General features: G+C 55.0%; 15 protein-coding genes and 2 pseudogenes. 11 read left to right on the plus strand and 6 right to left on the minus strand.

All coding sequences use genetic code 11. The annotated features are described in order from the left end of the window. From G462_RS24825 to G462_RS0117800, 3 genes and pseudogenes are all read left to right on the plus strand, one after another. Positions 1–299: pseudogene (locus tag G462_RS24825) on the plus strand (IS4 family transposase); the annotation flags it as partial. A 27-nt stretch (positions 300–326) separates the two neighbouring features. Next, a pseudogene (locus tag G462_RS25150) lies at positions 327–509 on the plus strand (hypothetical protein); the annotation flags it as partial. Between the two features lie 138 nt (positions 510–647). Then, the gene (locus G462_RS0117800; RefSeq protein WP_026960193.1) at positions 648–1,052 is read left to right on the plus strand and encodes a hypothetical protein; all 405 of its coding nucleotides are present in this window, start codon (positions 648–650) and stop codon (positions 1,050–1,052) included. 31 nt (positions 1,053–1,083) lie between these two features. Here the strand turns inward: G462_RS0117800 and G462_RS0117805 are convergent, their stop codons facing one another. Further along, positions 1,084–1,704, minus strand: coding sequence for a glutathione S-transferase family protein (locus G462_RS0117805; RefSeq protein WP_026960194.1), 621 nt, complete (start codon positions 1,702–1,704; stop codon positions 1,084–1,086). A gap of 364 nt (positions 1,705–2,068) precedes the next feature. Here G462_RS0117805 and G462_RS23285 point away from each other — a divergent pair, with 364 nt between their 5' ends. The 4 genes from G462_RS23285 (at position 2,069) to G462_RS0117825 (ending at position 6,527) form a co-directional block, all read left to right on the plus strand. Then, positions 2,069–2,971, plus strand: a complete 903-nt coding sequence (locus G462_RS23285; protein ID WP_211234241.1) for a LysR family transcriptional regulator — start codon at positions 2,069–2,071, stop codon at positions 2,969–2,971. Between the two features lie 130 nt (positions 2,972–3,101). Then, on the plus strand, positions 3,102–3,821 hold the full coding sequence (locus G462_RS0117815) for an ABC transporter ATP-binding protein (protein WP_026960195.1): 720 nt from the start codon (positions 3,102–3,104) through the stop codon (positions 3,819–3,821). Further along, the gene (locus G462_RS0117820; RefSeq protein ID WP_026960196.1) at positions 3,821–5,254 is read left to right on the plus strand and encodes an ABC transporter permease; all 1,434 of its coding nucleotides are present in this window, start codon (positions 3,821–3,823) and stop codon (positions 5,252–5,254) included. Before G462_RS0117815 ends, G462_RS0117820 begins: the two co-directional genes overlap by 1 nt. A gap of 1 nt (position 5,255) precedes the next feature. Beyond that, positions 5,256–6,527: a DUF3526 domain-containing protein gene (locus G462_RS0117825; RefSeq protein ID WP_026960197.1), complete on the plus strand. Its 1,272-nt coding sequence runs from the start codon at positions 5,256–5,258 to the stop codon at positions 6,525–6,527. Between the two features lie 78 nt (positions 6,528–6,605). On the opposite strand, the gene G462_RS0117830 is transcribed toward G462_RS0117825, so the two are convergent. Further along, positions 6,606–8,537 carry a TonB-dependent receptor domain-containing protein gene (locus tag G462_RS0117830; protein WP_026960198.1) on the minus strand — a complete coding sequence of 644 codons (1,932 nt, stop codon included), beginning with the start codon at positions 8,535–8,537 and terminating at the stop codon, positions 6,606–6,608. 445 nt (positions 8,538–8,982) lie between these two features. On the opposite strand from G462_RS0117830, the gene G462_RS0117835 reads away from it, so the two are divergent. Next, the gene (locus G462_RS0117835; protein WP_026960199.1) at positions 8,983–9,822 is read left to right on the plus strand and encodes a hypothetical protein; all 840 of its coding nucleotides are present in this window, start codon (positions 8,983–8,985) and stop codon (positions 9,820–9,822) included. An 81-nt stretch (positions 9,823–9,903) separates the two neighbouring features. On the opposite strand, the gene G462_RS23290 is transcribed toward G462_RS0117835, so the two are convergent. The 4 genes from G462_RS23290 to G462_RS0117855 all read right to left on the minus strand — a co-directional run bounded on the left by G462_RS23290 (position 9,904) and on the right by G462_RS0117855 (position 15,723). Further along, entirely contained in the window at positions 9,904–10,611 is a 708-nt protein-coding gene (locus G462_RS23290; protein WP_051326837.1) for a response regulator transcription factor, read from the minus strand. Positions 10,612–10,800: 189 nt separating this feature from the next. Further along, positions 10,801–12,090 carry a PA3715 family protein gene (locus tag G462_RS0117845; protein WP_026960200.1) on the minus strand — a complete coding sequence of 430 codons (1,290 nt, stop codon included), beginning with the start codon at positions 12,088–12,090 and terminating at the stop codon, positions 10,801–10,803. A 28-nt stretch (positions 12,091–12,118) separates the two neighbouring features. Beyond that, positions 12,119–14,122 (minus strand): RCC1 domain-containing protein, encoded by a 2,004-nt coding sequence (locus G462_RS0117850; protein ID WP_026960201.1) that lies wholly within the window; start codon positions 14,120–14,122, stop codon positions 12,119–12,121. 284 nt (positions 14,123–14,406) lie between these two features. After that, positions 14,407–15,723, minus strand: coding sequence for a ferredoxin reductase family protein (locus tag G462_RS0117855; RefSeq protein ID WP_026960202.1), 1,317 nt, complete (start codon positions 15,721–15,723; stop codon positions 14,407–14,409). Between the two features lie 227 nt (positions 15,724–15,950). Here G462_RS0117855 and G462_RS0117860 point away from each other — a divergent pair, with 227 nt between their 5' ends. Genes G462_RS0117860 through G462_RS0117870 form a run of 3 tightly spaced genes read left to right on the plus strand, consistent with a single transcriptional unit; the run spans position 15,951 to position 17,820 of the window. Further along, on the plus strand, positions 15,951–16,850 hold the full coding sequence (locus G462_RS0117860) for a cation diffusion facilitator family transporter (protein ID WP_026960203.1): 900 nt from the start codon (positions 15,951–15,953) through the stop codon (positions 16,848–16,850). 44 nt (positions 16,851–16,894) lie between these two features. Then, positions 16,895–17,329 (plus strand): GNAT family N-acetyltransferase, encoded by a 435-nt coding sequence (locus G462_RS0117865; RefSeq protein WP_026960204.1) that lies wholly within the window; start codon positions 16,895–16,897, stop codon positions 17,327–17,329. 59 nt (positions 17,330–17,388) lie between these two features. After that, a complete protein-coding gene (locus tag G462_RS0117870) occupies positions 17,389–17,820 on the plus strand; it encodes a GNAT family N-acetyltransferase (RefSeq protein WP_026960205.1) in 432 nt (143 codons plus the stop codon). The last annotated feature ends 17 nt before the right edge of the window (positions 17,821–17,837 follow it).

Raw genomic sequence — 17,837 nt, forward strand, 5'->3', positions numbered from 1 at the left:
TTGGGTTGCGGCATAGTCGCAGCCGCTGCCCTAAGCGCTTTGACATCATGTTGCTGATCGCATTACTGCTGGAATTGGTCCTGCACTGGGTTGGTCTGTTTGCGTGTAAATCCGGTTGGCATAAACACTTTCAGGCAAACACAGTGCGAGACCGAAATGTGTTGTCACTGCTGCGGCTGGGCAAAGAGGTGCTCAGGCGCGGAGGATGCTATCGGCTAAAAGTTCGAGACATAAAATGGGCGATACTGGCATTTATCCGGCAGCTGAGAAAAAACAGCTATGTTTTCACAGAATTATGAGGGGATCCCTCAGGGTTTGGCTTCCCGGCCATCTTAAAGGGATGGTTTGACCGCGTTTGGGCGCCGGGGCATGCCTACGATCATGATAAAGCGCTAGGTGCGATTAAACCCAGACTGTCGAACCTTAAGGAAGTAAAGGTGGTCACCACTCTCGGGTCTCCTTGGTGGGCCATAACTTGGTGCTGTGGAAGCCAGTTAAGCGAGTATTAAAGATTGCGCTGTTGGGCGCCTGCGCCCCCAAGTGCCGCCTTACGTTTCTCTCGCTATACAAGAGTGAAGAGGTATCCAGTAAGCAAATAGAACGCTTTGTTGCCAAGATTAAAGCCAAGTTTTGAACGCAGTAAACAAATGAAGAACCTTGTAGTAACACTTCTTTTAGTGACCCTCGCGATCGCCTTTGACTCATTGGCTGGTCATCGGGGCCTGCCTATCGTGACCATGGACTTGCTGCTTATACCCCTTTGCATCGCCGTATGCTGGCAGGTATGCACTCCCAAGTACCTTTCGGGTGCAAACTTAAACCCGCAGCTAGCTCAGAATAAAAGCCTTCTATCTACCTTGGCACTTGTTATGGCGTGTATTTTCTTCGTATTACTCGGCGCTTTTGCTCTTTACCTTGGTGCGTCCGAGCCATTCAGGCTTTTAACTGGCATCAAAGGCAGTTGTCACGGTTATACCGCGTTTACAATCGGTGTGTGTATCCTGTTGTTGGTGTTTACAACAAGCTATGCCTACTGGTTTAGGCAACGCTAAACTTATCCTCACTTAACCCAGTTCAGCATTGTTAGTCTGATCTCAGCCCCACCTTCGACAACTGCATCGGCACAAAACCCGGCAAACTTTCGACTCTGGCCAGCCACGCCTCAATCGCCGGATAGTCCTGTAAGCTCACTCCCCCTTCAGGGGCCAGCTTGGTGTAGCTGTACATCGCCAAGTCAGCGATGGTTGGGTGGCTGCCCACCAGCCAATCGCGCAGCAGCAAGTAGCCCTCTAACTGGGCAAACAGCTTGGCCGCTTCCTGCAACAAGCTCGGTCTGTCGATGGGGCGGTTAAACAGGTTAGCGGCTCGCAACTTGGAGGCCGTGCCCGCCAAGCGATTGGCAGCCAGTGAAAGGAAGGTTTCGACTTGAGCGCGTAGCTCGGGTGCCTCGGGCAGCCATTGCTGCGACTTATCGTATTTACTCGCCAAGTACACCAAGATGGCGTTGGAGTCGGCGATCACCACATCGCCATCTCGCAGTACCGGGATCTGGCCAAAGGGGTTGAGGGCTAAGAACTCAGGTTGATGCTGTTCGCCTTTGAGCAAATCCACTGTGACCAACTCAAACTCCAGTTCAAGCAGGCTAAGCAGCATATGGGGGCGATGGGCGTGGCCCGAGATGGGGTGCCAATAGAGTGTAATCATGGTGTGCTCCGTGTCGATGTGATGGCTGTGTTTATTAAAGAGCGACTTGCGCCCCAGAAAAACCCCGTTAGCATGGAATGATAATTTCCAGTTTGTTGACAAAGCATGGACACTATCGACGGAATGAGAACAGTGGTAGCAGTAGTGGAAACTGGCTCGTTTACTGCAGCCGCATAGGGCGTGTTGACCTTTCGTGTTCACTTTTGCAGCGAGTTCTAGGCCAATCAGACAAGGAAAAGAATGCGCAGTGTAGCCATCTACATAAGCAGGCTTTGACGCCGAATGATTGGCCTAGAAACGCTGCCCTTCGGGTTCACTTTAAACGGCATCTGTGCGGCGTCCTTCGCTCCTTACATAGAATACTATGCTGCGTCACTCATTCCTTGCTCAGATGCCGTTTAAAGTGAACAAATTTCGAACACGAAAGGTCAACACGCCCTTACGTCTAGGGATATCAAAGTCGCTCGCCTCCAAATACATCAATCAGGTTGAGGCGCAGCTAGGGCTCAGCCTGTTTCATCGCACCACCCGCAAGCTCTCGGTCAATCAGGCTGGGCAGCAATACTACCGCCTAGCCCTCGAAGTGCTGGCGCAGTTCGACAAACTCCATAGTCAGCTACACTCCAGCCGCCAGCACGCCGCCGGGCCGCTTAAAGTAACCGCCTCGCAGAGCTTTGCCGAGGAGCTGCTCAGCCCGCTGATCCCGGATTTCTTGGCGCGCTATCCCGATGTTGAAATCGATATGGTGGTGACCAATCAAAAGCTCGATTTGGTGGAGCAAGGTATCGACATCGCCTTTCGCGCCAGCGAACTAAACGACTCCAGCCTTAACTACCGGCCAATTATGCCGCTGCAAAGCTCGCTCTACGCCGCGCCAGCACTGGCCAAGCAAGCCAAAACCGCAAGCAGCATCGAGCAGTTGCCCTGTTTGGTGGACACCAACCTGCACCCCACCTGTCGTTGGCCGCTAAGCGCCGATGCTACAGACCATCAGGGCAGTACCACCGTCGCTATTCAACCCGTATTTAAAAGCAATAGCCCACGGCTGATCCGCCAACTGACCTTGGCAGGCCTTGGGGTGAGTTATCAGCCGGATATGATTGTCGCAAACTATCTGGCCAGCGGGCGGCTCGTCAAAATCGATATGGGCGTGGCGCCGCTGCGTGTGCCGCTACATGCCCTGTTTCGTGGTGGCTCCTATCAACCGGAGCGGGTACGGGTGTTTCTCGACTTTGTGGTTGAGCGCTTGGGCCGGGATAACAACTAACTGACAAGTCGACCTGCATTTTCTAAACGAATAAGCACTATTCACTCAGAATTTTTTATCAAGATACTCTGAATTGTCATAATGATATGTTATATCATTCCGCGAAATTAATTGTTTATTCGGAGAATCAATGTCTGAGCCAGTCGTAGTAGCAGAATCTCTTAACGTGAGATTTGCTGACCAGTGCGTGCTTGACGATGTCGGCTTTACTGTAAACCGTGGCGAAGTGTTCGCCCTGCTTGGGGGCAACGGTGCCGGTAAGTCCACCACCCTAAAGACCTTTCTTGGCACGGTTGCGCCTACTTCAGGTAGCGCGTCGGTGCTGGGCCACTCGGTCACCAGCGATAGCGATTTTATTCGCAGCAAGGTGGCCTACCTGCCAGAGTCGGTGATGCTGTATGGCCACCTGACCGGCATGGAAAACATCGAATACTTTTTATCGCTGGCCGATGTAAAGCGCAGCGCCAGCGATATCGAAGCGGCACTTAAGCGAGTTGCCCTGCAAGCCGACACCTGGCACAAAAAACTGGCTGACTACTCTAAAGGCATGCGCCAGAAGACCGCGATTGCGCTGGCCTTGCTGCGCAGTGCGCCGGTACTGTTCTTGGATGAGCCGACCTCGGGCCTTGATCCAAGCGCCATTGACGAGTTCAACCAGCTGGTAACTGCACTGTCTGAAGCAGGTTCGACCGTGTTTATGGTGACCCACGATGTATATGGCGCCTGCCAAGTAGCCCACCGCATTGGCCTACTCGACCAAGGCAAGATCGTTGGCGTGTTCGAGCGTAACGGCAACGAGCTTATCGATACCGAACAAGTACACACTGCCTTTGCCAAGAGAAACGCCTAATGAGCATCATCAAATCCGTTATGTTCGATGAGTGGCGTTATTGGCGACGAACCAAGGTCGCCACCACCGTCATCCTTATCGGTATTGCATTGGCGCTGGCCTCGGTCATCGTCAACTCGATTGAAGTGCGCCAAGCCTCGGCAGAGCGCACCGAGCTGCAGCGTATCTCCGAGCAGACCTTTTTCGACCAGCCCGATCGCCACCCGCACCGTATGGTGCACTACGGTCACTATGTATTCCGCACGCCTTCTCCGCTGAGCATTATTGAACCGGGGGTGGATGCCTTTACCGGTACCGCCATGTTCTTGGAAGGCCACCAGCAGAACACCGCGATGTTCTCGGAGCAGCGTCAATCCAGCGGCTTGACCCGTTTTAGCAGCCTGTCGCCGGCCTTTATGCTGCAGGTGCTGGTACCACTGATGCTGATTTTGGTGGGCTACTCTTGTGTCACCCGCGAGCGCGAAGCCGGCACCCTGCATGTGATGATCACCCAAGGGGTGAAGGTGCGCGATATTCTGGCGGGCAAGTTTTTCTCCTTGGCCGGTAGCGGCATGCTGATGCTAGCGCCGTTGGCAATTGCCAGTTTGTGGGCCGGCGTGCATGGCGAGTCTTTGGCGATTACTGCCAGCTTTGTGCTCGGCTATGTGGTGTACATCTTGGTTTGGAGCGCCATTGTGTTGTGGGGCTCAACCATTAGCTCGCGCAGCAACGCCAGCTTTGCCATTCTGATCGCCCTCTGGGTGGTGCTGTGTATTCTGGTGCCTCGTATTGCCAGCACCACAGCGGCCTCGCTGGAGCCCTCACCAGGGAAACTAGAGACCGACTTTTCGGTGGTTGAAGAGCTGCGCGCACTGGGTGACGGCCACAATGCCTCTGACCCTGCCTACGAAAAGCTCAAGCAAGACTTGCTCAGCCAATACGGCGTCGATGATGTTGCCGATTTGCCGATGAACTTTCGCGGTGTGGTACTCACTTACTCAGAGAAAAAGCTGACCGACGTACTGAACAAGTACGCCGAAGCGCGCATGGACGAAGAGCTGTCGCAGGCCGAGATCGCCCGCCAGTTCGGTTGGCTGTCGCCAATGGTGTCGATGCGTACCTTCTCGATGATGATCGCAGGGACGAACCTTGAGAACCACCACCGCTTCCTGCGCGAAGCCGAAGACCTGCGTTTCGACTTTGTTCAGGCGCTTAACCATGCCCACGAGCATGACCTCGACTACCACACCGATATCAACCGCTACGTGAACGATGATACCGCTAAAGCCGCGCGTGTCGATGCCAGCCACTGGCAGGTGTTATCAAGCTTCGATTTCGCCCCAGAGTCTGCGCAGTTCCGCCTATCGCACAGTCTGCGCTACGCGCTGCAGCTGCTGTTGTGGGCCGGGTTAATGTTGGCGCTGATTAAACGGGCAAGCCGGGGAGTGATGTAACATGCTATTTGCCGATTTTTACCGGGAGATGCGCTTTCTCTCGAAGCAGCGCTACATCGTGCTGTTCCTCTCTGCAGTGTTCGCCTTGTCTGCCTTCGCGGTATGGAGTGGCCTACACGAGACCAAGCTGCAACAAGCCACCATTGAGCGCTTGCTGGAAAAAGACAGCGTCGATCGCGAAAACGTGCTAGCCGGTCAGGGCGATTACGGCAGCGCGGCCTATTACAGCTTCCACGTGACCTACTCCGAGCCGTCGTCACTGGCCTTCGCAGCGATGGGCCAACGCGATACCTTCCCCTGGAAGCACCGTATTCGCATGCTGGCGCTGGAAGGGCAGATCTACGAGACCGATGCAGAAAACCCCGAGCTGTCGCTGTTCGGCCGCTTCGACTTTGCCTTTATCGTGAGCGTGCTGCTGCCGATCTTCGTTATCTTGCTGCTGCACGACCTGCGCTCTGGCGAGAAAGAAGCCGGTCGTTACGATCTGCTGGTTGCCAGCGCCAAGAAGCAACACAAGCTATGGCTGAGCCGCGCGCTGGTGATCACCACCGGTCTAGCGCTGGCCATGCTGGTGCCGCTATTGGTGGGGGCTGCAATCACGCAAGCGCCGCTGGCGAAAACCGTTGCGATGGTGCTTATCACCCTCGCCCACCTGCTGTTTTGGGTGGTAGTGACTGTGATTGCCGGACGCATGATGCTGGCGCGCGGGCAAAACTCTCCACGCATCGCCTCGGCGCTGCTGGGTGTTTGGCTGCTGGCCACGGTGATTGTGCCGGTGGTAAGCGACACCTTGATCAACCAATCGATTACTGGCCCGAACGGCGGCGAGGTGGTGCTCACTCAACGTGAAGCGGTTAACGGCGCGTGGGATCAACCTTACTCGGTGACCTGGGATGAGTTTTTAAAGACTCACCCGGAGTGGGCCGATTACACCGATATGGAGTCATCGTTTGATTGGAAGTGGTACTACGGCTTCCAGCAAGCGGGCGACCAACACGCTGCCGAGCTGTCAAAGGCCTACCGCGACACCATCGTTCGCAAAGACGTGGCGGCGGGTAAAGCGTCACTGATGTCCCCGGCGATGCTCACCCAGCGCCTGATGTCGTCGCTGGCGAGCACCGATATCAGCGCCTCATTGGCCTACGAGCAAGATGTGCGTGATTTTCATGCCTCGCTGCGCCAGTTCTACTACCCGCTGCTATTTAAAGGCGGTGAATTTGAGCTAGAACAGTTGGCGGATATGCCTTTGTATCAGCAGCGCTTGAGCAACTAAGCCCTTTTAGCCAATCGCAGAGACAACAACGCCCCCTCGGCACAATGCCAAGGGGGCGTTTTTTTGTAAGGGCGAATGCTAAAACGCGTAGCTGGCACTCAGGCGAATATCACGGCCCGGCTCCAAGGTGCCCCGCGCTAGCTCGTTGATATCACCATAGCTGGCATGATCGCGGTAGGCTTTGTCGAACAGGTTGTTCACCGATAGCGTCATCACTAAGCCCGGCGCTTGTAGCGGTAACCAGCGTGCATAGATATCGTGTAGTGCGTAGCCCGGTTTCTCGCTAGAGCCTTCAGCCACCTTGGTTAGACGCTCAACATAGGTACCGATATAGCCCACTTCAATGTCGCGATGCAGCTGATAGCTCAGCTCGGTAATCCAGGTGTTCCCTACCGCAGTGCCCACGCCACCACCGTTGATCTCGCCGCTAAGCGGTTCGCCGTTTAGCTCGGGCCGTGAGTAGCTATAGCCCAGCGAGGCGCGCCACGCATAGCCCTGATAACCCGCTTTTAGGCTAAAACCTTGATTATCCAAGTCGCCGGCATTGTCGACTTCGCGGGTCTCCCACAGGTACATGGCCACATCTTTAATCTCAGACTTAAAGGCGGATGCGTTTAGCCAGTAGCTATCGTTTGACCAATCGATGCCAATCTCGACATTATCAGCACGCTCTTTTTTGCGACCTTCGGCGCTTGGGGCATAGCCTAGGCGGAACAGCTCACCGATTTCGGCGCCGCGAATGGCGCGCGCCCAACCTGCATAGGCCGTTAGGTTGTCGTTAAAGTAGTGGTGAACACTGATGTTCGGGCTGAAGCCATCGTGATCAAACTCGTTATCATTGAACTCTTCTAAGTGGTAGTCATCGTAGCGCAGGCCTGCACTTAACAGCCATGCTGGTGCGACTCGCCAATCGGCTTGGGTATAGGCACTGTAAACATGGCCTTTCTCTTGATTGTACTCGCTGTAATCCGGGCTCTCGCCTTCGGCCTTGTCGCGACGAAACTCAAAGCCATAGACCCATTCCACATTGCCAACACGACTTGTGTTGCGCAGATCCCCGCCAACGCTGTCGAACTCGGTGGTGTAATCGCCGTAAGGACCGGGGGTGTGATCGAGGGTTGCCTTGTTGTTGTAAACGGTGGCATCGAAGTCTAACCAAGGATTGCTAGCCGGGACGAAGCGATACCTAGCGATGAAAGTAGCGCGAGTCATCTCCTGAGGAACCGGTATGTTACGGATATCATTGGGTTGCCACTCGGGGCGATGTAAGCGCACGCCCTCGTCTTTTAGCGACTCATAGCTTAGCGATAGCTGCTGGTCATCGCTAAGATCTGCCACTAACTTAACCAACCCTATCAGGCTCTCGCTCTCGGTGTGCGCTTGGGTTTCGCCATTGCCATCCTGATAGTCATCAAAGTCGCTATACACGATGGACGCTAGCGCGCTCAACTGATCATTGAGTCGGCCATAGCTGGTCACGCTGCCTTTCACAGCGTCGGCATTGCTGAAATAACCGGCCTTTACCAGCGAACCAAAGCGCTGGCCAGACTCGAGCAAGTCTTCAGGGTTCTTGGTCTCAAACTGGATCGCACCACCAATTGCGCCCGGGCCATTGGTGGCTCTACCGGCCCCCGCCGCTACCGTGACTTGCTTGAGCAGCTCGGGCTCAATCGCAATACGTCCTTGGTGATGGTAGAAGTTACCCGCCTGGCTAGCACCGTCTACCGTGATATTGAGTTTGGTATCTTCCATACCGCGTACGTAGATCTTCTGCGCCGCACCGACACCGCCACCAATGCGCACTTCAGGCTCACTGCGGAACACATCGCGCAGTTCATTGGCGTTGATTCGCTCTAGCGCTTCGTTGTCGATCACCACATCAACGCCCGGTATGCTTTGGCCAGTGACCACCATAGTCTCCTGGGCCTCGTCTGCCCAAGCAGCCCCTGACAAGGCCCCGGCAACCGCCAGTGCAACAACACTATATTGATTGGAAACGTTTCGCTTCATGACTCCCTCTAGAGTTAACGATAATGATTATCATTCGCCCATTCTTGTATTCAGAGAGTGTTGAGTAAAGTGTTTTTACAACTGTTACATATTCGCGGTAACGAGTGGCATGGCCGCTCCCGCTATAGCGCTCGACTCAACTATGTGGTTTCTTTACAAGCCACAGTTGACCTTTTTTAGTTTCATAGCCGCGCCCACCCTTAGGCTTAATCTCCCGAGTCCCCATCATGCTAAAAAGCCCACTTAGCAAGCGTTTGAGGCTAAACACGCGCCTTGATAACGCTGTGACCAAGTCAAATGCCGTGAGCCAGATTCATAGCTATCGGATTGCTGGGAGCAAGCCTTGATTGGTGGGATTTCACAAGCCATCGGCGAAATATCGTAAGCCCGTTAATGATGGACAAAATAGTACGATGAAGTCCCCCAACAGTAAGGTAGATTGACCATGATTAAATCAATGTTTGTACTTACGCTCACTCTGGTTGGCTTTATATTTCACGCCAACGCCGACCAACGCCCCAGTTTCGATATCGCCAAGGATTTGCTGGTATTTCAATACGACAGTAAGACCGATGCCGACGATATTCACTCCATTGCGGCCACGGGCAGTGTATTGAAGCGGATCGGCTATGAGGACTTCAACTACATCGCCGTCGCTGGCGCGTACGGCAGGCAGCCCGGGCTATACATTCCTAGCCCTGAGCTGTTCGATATGGTGTTCCCCAACAACTGGGTAGACGCCCACAACCAGCGAATTGACGCTATCAACGCGGTGTACAGCAAGGCCAAGCAAACCCTCAACGCACAAGGCCAAGTGTGGGTGATGGAGGCAGGTCAGTCGGATGTATCGGCGCAGTGGCTGTCATTGCTGCAAGACGACTTTAACCCCGCCCAGCTTAAGCAGCAGGTGCATATCGTGCAGCACAGCGACTGGAACGAGAAGATGACCACACCGATGGCGCTGGAGTTTGTCAAACGCTACGCCAATTACCACCGCATTGAAGATGGCAACTACACCAATAACAGCACCGCCGGGTTTTATGAGGTCAATCAGCAGTTTTTCGATGAGATCCAGGCCGACCCTACGCACGGTGAGTCGTGGACCTTGGCCTTACAAATCGCCAGCCATTACAACGGGCTGGAAGGGCGCTACCGCAACCCGATTATCGCCAAGCCAGCCGGTATCGACTTTTCCGATGTGGCAGAGCTTATCTGGATTCTCGAGCTCGATGAGATCAAAGACGTGGATGATTTTGCCATCTGGCTAGGCCTTCGCGGCCAATAGCACGCCAGAAAACTTAAACTCACGGTGAGTGCCATAGCTCGTTTCAATAGCCAGACGCAAGCGACTGGCCTCACCACATCACTAGGTTAAACAGTACCCCACGCCGTGCACCGTGCGGATCCGCTCCGCAGACCAACCCGCCTCGCCCAGCTTCTTACGCACCCGGCTAATATGCATATCCAGGCTGCGATCGTGCGCTGTTTGTGGCTTGTTTAGTCCGTGCTGGTATAGAAAGGCTTTGTCTAAAGACTTGCTGCGATAGGTGGCCAGCAGCCACAGCAAGCTAAACTGCACCGGAGTAAGTGACAGCGACTGCCCCGCAACACTGACCGCACAGCTCTGGCGATTAAGGTACAGCTCATCGAGTAGCAATTCGTTTTTAGACAGCGCCATCGCGGTACGTCGCTGACGACGCAGGCAAGCGATAATGCGCGACGGTAGCTCTTGCAGGTGCTTGGGACCAACGACGATGTCGTCGCCACCCATCTCAAAACAGCGATTGCACTGCTCTAGTTGATAGTTGTAGGTCACCGCCAACAGCGGGATGGTGGAGTCTCGACGCACCGCCAGCAAGCACTGCTCTTCCGCCTGGAGAAACTCACGATTTGCCACCAACAGCACATCGGCCTGCTCGCTAAGCTCTACCAAATTGCATGAGGGGGAAAACGCGAGTTCGGAGTAGCCAAAGCCGGGTCGGGCCAGTACCTGTTCGATATGTTCTGTGGCGTAATCTGAGGTGCTCAGCAGCACAACCTGAATGGGATTGGGCAGTGAATCCTGTTGCCCCATGAAGCCTCCTTGCCTGTCAGCGGGCCACCAAGCTTACAACAATGCTGGCGGCACCGCCATGCAAGCAAGGCAGCTAATAGTTGCTGTTGCTTTAACCAATGGTAACGGTAAAAACAGAACGCTCGCTGCTGCCCTCTCACTCCCAATCACCGATTAGATCCTGAATTAGGATCGAGTTCAAGAGCGTCTCTAACGGTCCTTCGGCAGGTTTACTGCCTCAACTGGGCCCAGCCCATGAAGCGAGATCGCCTGCCGAGTCACCGAGCTGTCTGGCGCGTACTCACCCTGCCAGCGCGACAGCACCGGACCGAAGTGCTCAAGTGCCGTTTCATCCCGATAGTAGATGCGCAGCTGACCAGCATCGGGACACTCGTCACACTGATAATGCAATGCTGCAAACAGCTCCAGCATGTCACCGTCGGAGGCGTACAGCGCCTTTTCCGGGCAGCTGTGTTGACGACATCCTGAAGTGATGTAGCCTCCTAGCTCTAGTTCCTTAAGTGGCTCTGGCTTAGCCAGTCCAGCACGGATCTGCTCAGCCAGGGTTGCCTTTTCCCAAAACAAGGTGTCTTTGTGCGGGCCAAAAAAACGCTCCAGGTGATCTCTAAAGTCCCCATCGTTAGCCAGCTGATTGCTGTTGACGAAGCGGGAAGGATCAAAGGCATGATCGTAGCTCCAAGTATCGCTGGCTCGCAGTTGGACCGGCACCCGATAGCGTCCGGCGTAAAACGGCAGGATGTCGGTACTGCGCTGACCATGTACCGTCGTTACTTCGCAGCTATCAAAGTCGTACTCGGTAACAAACTCGCGGCTGCGGATCACCAAATCCATCAGCTCATTATGGCGACTGGGCTGCATATCAACGGTGCGCGTCGTACCCTGCTCCTCTTCGCCGCACGGCATGGCCATACCAGCGGCTTCCCGTACCGCCAGATCCGTCACCACGGGACGTAAGACCTCACCCTGAGCTAGGAACATATCCATTCGCTCGGCACGACCGACGTTATTGCTTGAGCGCAGGTGCATACGTACACCAAACGCGCGATCCTCAATCGTACGCCCTTCTCCGAGCCAATAGCGAGCCGTGTCCAAGCTTAGCGCCTTGAATTGCAGCCAAAGTTTGTCCTCAAGTTCAATGGGCGTTGGCGCCTTGGCGACGATATTGCCGCTATCACTGTTACTGAGCACCACAGCAATGCGGTGGGTCTTGTCCAACTCATCCACCTCGGCCTTAGCAAATACCAAAGCATTCAGGGTGAAGCTTTCCTCATGGGGCAATACCTGGCAATCGTGCTGGTAGTGAATGGGAGTGAACCCATCTAACTCGGCGATGTTTTGCTGCTGATACAGCTCGGCAATTGACGCGAGCTGGGCAGTACAATCCTTTTCTGCCGAGGCTGGGCTAGCGACTGTAAGCCCCCCTAGAGTCAACAATACCTGTCCAGCAACCATACGGCTGAAAAACTGTGTGTTGTTCATAATTATCCTTGCAACAGCTTTGTTTAACCTAGCCGCCCCAAGATTGGGACAGGATCTGATCGTTCATATGGATCTGCTCAACTTGCTCGGCAATGTCGATGCCACTACCCAGCTGGCCCCAGGCAACCAAGGAGCCATCCTGCTTGAGCAGCAAAAAGCCGTGTTGATTGGCGACAATGTCACGCACGCCGCTAAAGGTGTGGCAAGGGGTGGTGGTGGGCAGCTCTATGCTGTCACTGGGCTGGCGACTGGAGATCTGCTTGCGTGGCACGATTAACCCCCAAGACTCCTGACTCTGTCCCCAGATTATCGCTGTTCCGTCGCGCTTCAGGATAGCAAACTCGTGATTGTCGGGATGAGAGATAACCCGGTCGACATCGTGTTGATGGCTATCGGGCAGCACCACTGTGTGATCACAGCGCTGATGGGTCCAAATCTGCAAGGAGCCAAGACTGTCGATGCCAAACCCATGGCAAAGGTTGGCACTGAACTGTGCCACCGGCTCTCGGAACACCTGGGCAAACTCAGGGTTCTCCACGCGGCGGGATCCAGCGGCAGCCCATACATGCACCAAGCCATCCTCAGAGCGCGCGAGCAGACTGTCCTCACCGACCAATGCCACATCGCTGACTGCCACCTTACCCGGCCAGGGGTAGCGCGTTTGCATGCCATCAAGACGCGTAGGGATCACGGTCAAGCTGCCGTCATTGTGCTGCACCAAGAGTGTGTTGCTACGTCGCTCCTCAATGGCGACGGCATCCGCCTGTGACCAGTGGCAGGGGGCATCTTCGTTAGGCCCACACATGGAGCTCCATAAGAGCAGCACCCCGCCAGAATGGTCAACCAGCGCCATTGGCTCGCTGCCTTGCGCCAGCAATTGCTTGGGCTGGTACTCCGCGAGAATCGCCAGAGTGTTGTGTTTCGCGAGCCAGTCGGCCGCGGCCTTGCGCTCTGCGCTGGTTTTCTGGGCGTTCATCTCGGCCTGAAACTGCGCCTCGTCGAGCTCAAAACGGCTGAGGTCGCCGAGCAGTTCGATCGGACTACCAGAAAGCAGGGCTATCAACTCAAACCGTTCTCGAACCGCTTGGTTGTATGCCTCTCGGGTTGTGGTGGGTGCTAGCACGGTCTGCGGTTCCAGATCCGCGTCCTCAAGATCCACCCGAAACGAGCCATCTTCAAACCACAGCAGCAAAAAGTCATGCACACTTTGCACCTGAGTAAGCGCAGCGTGCTCCTGCTTGCTCAAGACGCCCTGATCATCTAACGAACGCCGGTTTGCGGTGGTGAACTGGTGTTTATCGTCCAACAGGGTAAAACCACCGCCGGCGAGATACTCGCCCCCGCTCAGTTTAATCTCAGCAATCACCCGTTCGACCCGGCCAAGTGCGGTTTTGTGCTGCTCCTCGATAAAGCCACCGCGCACAATGGCCTGGCTATCGCCACTTAGCGCCACAAAGCCATAACCATCGCCAAGCAGGGTATGAAAACGTTGAGAGGGGGCGGGAAAACCCAAAGGCCATTGGTGCTTGTTGGCCTCATCCTCGCTGTGAAGTAATCGACCGTCGCTGGTCAGTGCGGCAAAACCCTTGTGCAGTGCCAAAAGCTGGCTCACCTGACGTGGCTGGCGCTCGGTTTCCAGAACAATAGGCTGCGCGTCATCAGCCAGCGGCTCTGTGCTTGGCACCAACTTAGCGCTTACCCGATAGCGCGCACCGTAGTCTTGAGCCTTAGGGATCACCGTAGAGCTGGCCTGCGGGCCGCTCTCCACCAACCATGGCAACAACTCACCGTCGCGCTCAATGGCCCATTCAAACTCAGCCATGCAATCGTCGCAATCGAGAGAGACTGTTAGCGGCTGGTCAACTCGCATTTCGCCGCTGAACACCAGCGCTGGCGAATCTGGTTGTTCTTGTTGTGTGCCACAGCCGTTTATCACAGCCAATATAAGACCCGCAGTAAAGGCACGTGACAGTGGCTGGCGTCGGAATAGGGATAAGTGACCTTGCGGAGTGGTTTCAGTGTTGCGTTTCATGGTGTTCTTTCATCTTGATTGAGAGCTGCCAATCCAAGCGAATCGCATCTTGCCGGCGTTCACTGGCTTGGCTATTTCGTCCCGGCGATACTCATTCGGTTGAGCGGAGGCATGCTGGCATCACAGTGCGCCTTCAGGTCACTGATCCAATCCCCCGTCCCCCCGTCTCGGGACGGCAGCACAGTAATCGCTGCCATCTATCAATGCAACACAAGAAAATGTGAATTAAATCATCGCTATGTGTCACTTCGAGATGGAAGGACTTAGGCCATGGAGAAGATACGTTAGCGCATCTCAAATAACTCCTGATGAAAATGCTGCGGCTTTAACCCGCTATCGACCAGGCTCAACTTAAGCTGCTTGGCAAAGCCAACTGGGCCGCAGTAATACACAGCGCCATCGTCAACGCTACCGCACTCGCGGGCCAACTGCTCAGCGCTCATACGCGGCTGTGTGGCGGTATCCACCAGCTTAAGCGCAACGCCTGCGGTGCGGGCGCGTTTTTGCAGCTCCGAGATCAGGCTGGGATCGGGGTGTTTGGCGCTGAATATCAGGGTGATCGGCTGCGTACTCGGCTTAGCTGCCAGCCACTCTAACCGGGCCATAAACGGGGCGATACCAATACCGGCGGCGATCCAGATCTGCTTACTCTTCGCGTCGAAGGTGAAATCGCCATAGGGGCCTTCCACTTCCACCAGCTCGCCTTCACGCAGCTTCATATGTAAGCCCTCGGTGAAATCGCCCAGCGCCTTAATCATAAAGCGCAGCTGCTTACCCTTGCCGCCAGCGATGGTGAAGGGGTGCGGCTCTTCTTCACCGTAGCGAAGATAGGCGAACTGCCCGGGCTTGAAGCCCGGCCATGATGGCGGCATGTCTATCACCACCTCGGTGCTTGCCATGCCCGGGAAGTAGCGCACCTTGGCGATAATACCGCGATGAACCTTGCTGGCCCCTACCCGCCCAAACAGGCTATAGAGCGCCGCAGCCAGCCCCAGCACAATAAACCCGCTGGTGAGAATGCTGATGGGCAGTCCCCAATAGGCGGGCTTGATCAGCACCAAGGAATGCACACCCAACACGATGTAACACAGCGCCATTAAACGGTGGCTGATACGAAACGGTTTGTAGCGCACGATGGCCACCAAGGAGACCACCAGCAATAGCGCCATCAGATAGAAGCCCCACTCACCGATAAACTCCGCCTCGCCCTTGTAGCTGCGCAGCCAAGCAACGGTTCCATCGAGGTTGGCACCGCCGCTGCCGGCGCGCACTGGCCTATCTATAAACCCTGCCTGCACCAGCTTTTTCGGTACGATCGCCAGTAGCCAATGCAGCGCACCGCTTACCACCGCAGCAATGCCCAACCACTTATGAATGCGGTAGGACTTATCCAGACCATGGGTGAAACGCTCTACCAGCGGCAAACGCAGCGCCAGCAACATACACTGGCTCATCAGCACAATTGAGATGATGCCGCTGTATTGAATCAGCAGGCTGCGCAGGGCGAAGCCCCGAGTGGTGAGTAAGTTGGGCTCTGCGGCTAACCAAGCCAGGCTAGTCAACAGGACAATGGCGGTAATGACGTACTTTGCGCTTCGCATGGTGGTAACTCCTGATTCCTCACCACCATGATGCATTCTTAAATGCAAAGTAACTTATCAACAATGCAAAGTTGGGTAAATTTCGAGCACTCATGAGTTCGCGATTACGCAGCCCATACCCGTTCAAAGGAAAATGATAATTAATCTTACCTTTCAATTAGATAGGTATTACCTGTTGAGACAATCAATCAGCTCGGTATACTCACCGCTTGCTTGCAGGGGGTACCGTGACGACATTAAAAATCATTCGCAAAACAACATTGGTTGGCTCACTGGCTAACATCATGCTGGCCATCATGAAGATTGGCGCTGGCGTGGTATCGGGCAGTCAGGCACTGGTCGCTGATGGTGTGCATAGTTTCTCCGATCTACTCACCGACCTAGCGGTGCTGGTTGGCGCGCAGTTCTGGACTCGCCCTGCCGATGATGACCACCCCTATGGCCACCAGCGCTATGAAACCTTAACCAATGTCGTGATTGGCGCGGTGCTGATTGTGGTGGCGCTAGGCATCGTCGGCGACTCCATCGCCCGCATCGGCCAGGGCCAAGGCTCCTCCCCTTCTCACTTAGCCTTGTTGGCGGCGGTGCTGTCGATTGTCACCAAGGAAGTGCTGTATCGCTGGACCATGAAGCACGCCAAGCAGATCCGCTCCTCGGCGCTCAGCGCCAATGCTTGGCACCACCGTTCGGATGCGTTTAGCTCCTTACCAGTACTGGTGTCGGTGCTGGCCGCCAACTTTGTCTCCAACGAGCTCTATCTGGACCAGATCGCCGCGATTGTGGTGGCGGTGATGATTATTAAAAGCGCGGTGGAGATCGTCTGGCCATCGCTTACCGAAATCCTTGAGCAAAGCGCCGGCGAGCATGTGATTGAACATATCCACGAGCTGGCGGCCAAGCACGATGATATTCGCGAGATCCATGCCCTGCGCACCCGCCGCATTGGTGGCCAGATCTTCGTCGACTTCCATCTCTTGGTGGATGCACACTTGTCCATTCAAGCGGCTCACGATATCTCTGAGGGCTTTAACAAAGAGGTGCTACGCGAGGTTGAAGAGGTGAGCGATGTGATGATCCATATCGAGCCATTTAACGAGTGTGAAAGCCTGACAGAATGGGCCAAGTGAGCGGACTAAACCCTCAGACGAAACACCCTAACTAAGGACAGAACATGGCAGCCCTTCGCGAAATGGAAATTGCGGACTACCCGGAGGTGATCCGGCTGTGGTCGGCCACCGAGGCTATGCAACTGCGCGATGCCGACTCTTACGAGAGCATTGCCCGCTACCTCAAGCGCAACCCCGGCCTAAGCTTTGTTGCGCTTGATGGCGAGGCCATTATTGGCGCAATCTTGGTGGGGACTGATGGCCGACGTGGCTACCTGCAACACTTGGCGGTAGACAGCCGCTGTCGCAACCAAGGGATAGGCAAGCAACTGATTGCTGCCGCCATCGCTGCCCTTGCCGCAGAGGGCGTGGCTAAAACCCACTTGTTTGTGGCCAACGAGAACAAAAATGCCCAGCGCCTCTACCAAAAGTTGGGCTGGTTTGCCCGCGATGAGGTGCGTATGTTCTCGTTTAACTCATCGCTGAATGGCAATGTGTAAGCCCCCTGCCAGACACGCCTAACGGAACCAAGCGCATAACCCACCACAAGGAAAGCCAGATGCAGATATCTGCAGCTCAACAACAGGACCTCCCGGAGCTGGCTCAGCTCTACCAACAGCTACTGCCGAATAGTGTTCACCTCGACAACATGAAGCAGGTGCTGGACCGCCAAAGCGATAATCCCAGCCACCATATCGCTGTCGCCAAAGTCGACGGCAAGGTCGTCGGTTCAGTGCTTTCGATAACTTGTGAGATGCTGTTCGGCGCTTGCCAATCGTTTATGGTGGTCGAAGACGTGGTGGTGGACCACGCCTATCAACGCCAAGGCATTGGCGCTGCGCTGATGGCCGATGTTGAGCGGCGAGCCAAGCAAAACAACTGCTCCTACATCATGCTGATTACCGACAGCGATCGCAGTAACTCCCAGCGCTTTTATCTGGCGCAGGGCTATAAGAGTGACCCCTACTGCGCGTTTAAAAAACACCTGTAACATATCGATGGCAGGAG

Source organism: Aliagarivorans taiwanensis DSM 22990 (assembly GCF_000429505.1).
Taxonomy (GTDB): Bacteria; Pseudomonadota; Gammaproteobacteria; order Enterobacterales; family Celerinatantimonadaceae; genus Aliagarivorans; species Aliagarivorans taiwanensis.

Excerpts from the sequence above, each read along its gene's own strand:
- G462_RS0117850 (WP_026960201.1), bottom strand. The coding sequence starts at position 14,122 with ATGAAACGCAACACTGAAACCACTCCGCAAGGTCACTTATCCCTATTC.
- G462_RS0117845 (WP_026960200.1), bottom strand. The coding sequence starts at position 12,090 with ATGAACAACACACAGTTTTTCAGCCGTATGGTTGCTGGACAGGTATTG.
- G462_RS23290 (WP_051326837.1), bottom strand. The coding sequence starts at position 10,611 with ATGGGGCAACAGGATTCACTGCCCAATCCCATTCAGGTTGTGCTGCTG.
- G462_RS0117805 (WP_026960194.1), bottom strand. The coding sequence starts at position 1,704 with ATGATTACACTCTATTGGCACCCCATCTCGGGCCACGCCCATCGCCCC.
- G462_RS0117870 (WP_026960205.1), top strand. The coding sequence starts at position 17,389 with ATGCAGATATCTGCAGCTCAACAACAGGACCTCCCGGAGCTGGCTCAG.
- G462_RS0117830 (WP_026960198.1), bottom strand. The coding sequence starts at position 8,537 with ATGAAGCGAAACGTTTCCAATCAATATAGTGTTGTTGCACTGGCGGTT.
- G462_RS0117820 (WP_026960196.1), top strand. The coding sequence starts at position 3,821 with ATGAGCATCATCAAATCCGTTATGTTCGATGAGTGGCGTTATTGGCGA.
- G462_RS0117835 (WP_026960199.1), top strand. The coding sequence starts at position 8,983 with ATGATTAAATCAATGTTTGTACTTACGCTCACTCTGGTTGGCTTTATA.
- G462_RS0117855 (WP_026960202.1), bottom strand. The coding sequence starts at position 15,723 with ATGCGAAGCGCAAAGTACGTCATTACCGCCATTGTCCTGTTGACTAGC.
- G462_RS23285 (WP_211234241.1), top strand. The coding sequence starts at position 2,069 with ATGCTGCGTCACTCATTCCTTGCTCAGATGCCGTTTAAAGTGAACAAA.
- G462_RS0117865 (WP_026960204.1), top strand. The coding sequence starts at position 16,895 with ATGGCAGCCCTTCGCGAAATGGAAATTGCGGACTACCCGGAGGTGATC.
- G462_RS0117800 (WP_026960193.1), top strand. The coding sequence starts at position 648 with ATGAAGAACCTTGTAGTAACACTTCTTTTAGTGACCCTCGCGATCGCC.
- G462_RS0117825 (WP_026960197.1), top strand. The coding sequence starts at position 5,256 with ATGCTATTTGCCGATTTTTACCGGGAGATGCGCTTTCTCTCGAAGCAG.
- G462_RS0117815 (WP_026960195.1), top strand. The coding sequence starts at position 3,102 with ATGTCTGAGCCAGTCGTAGTAGCAGAATCTCTTAACGTGAGATTTGCT.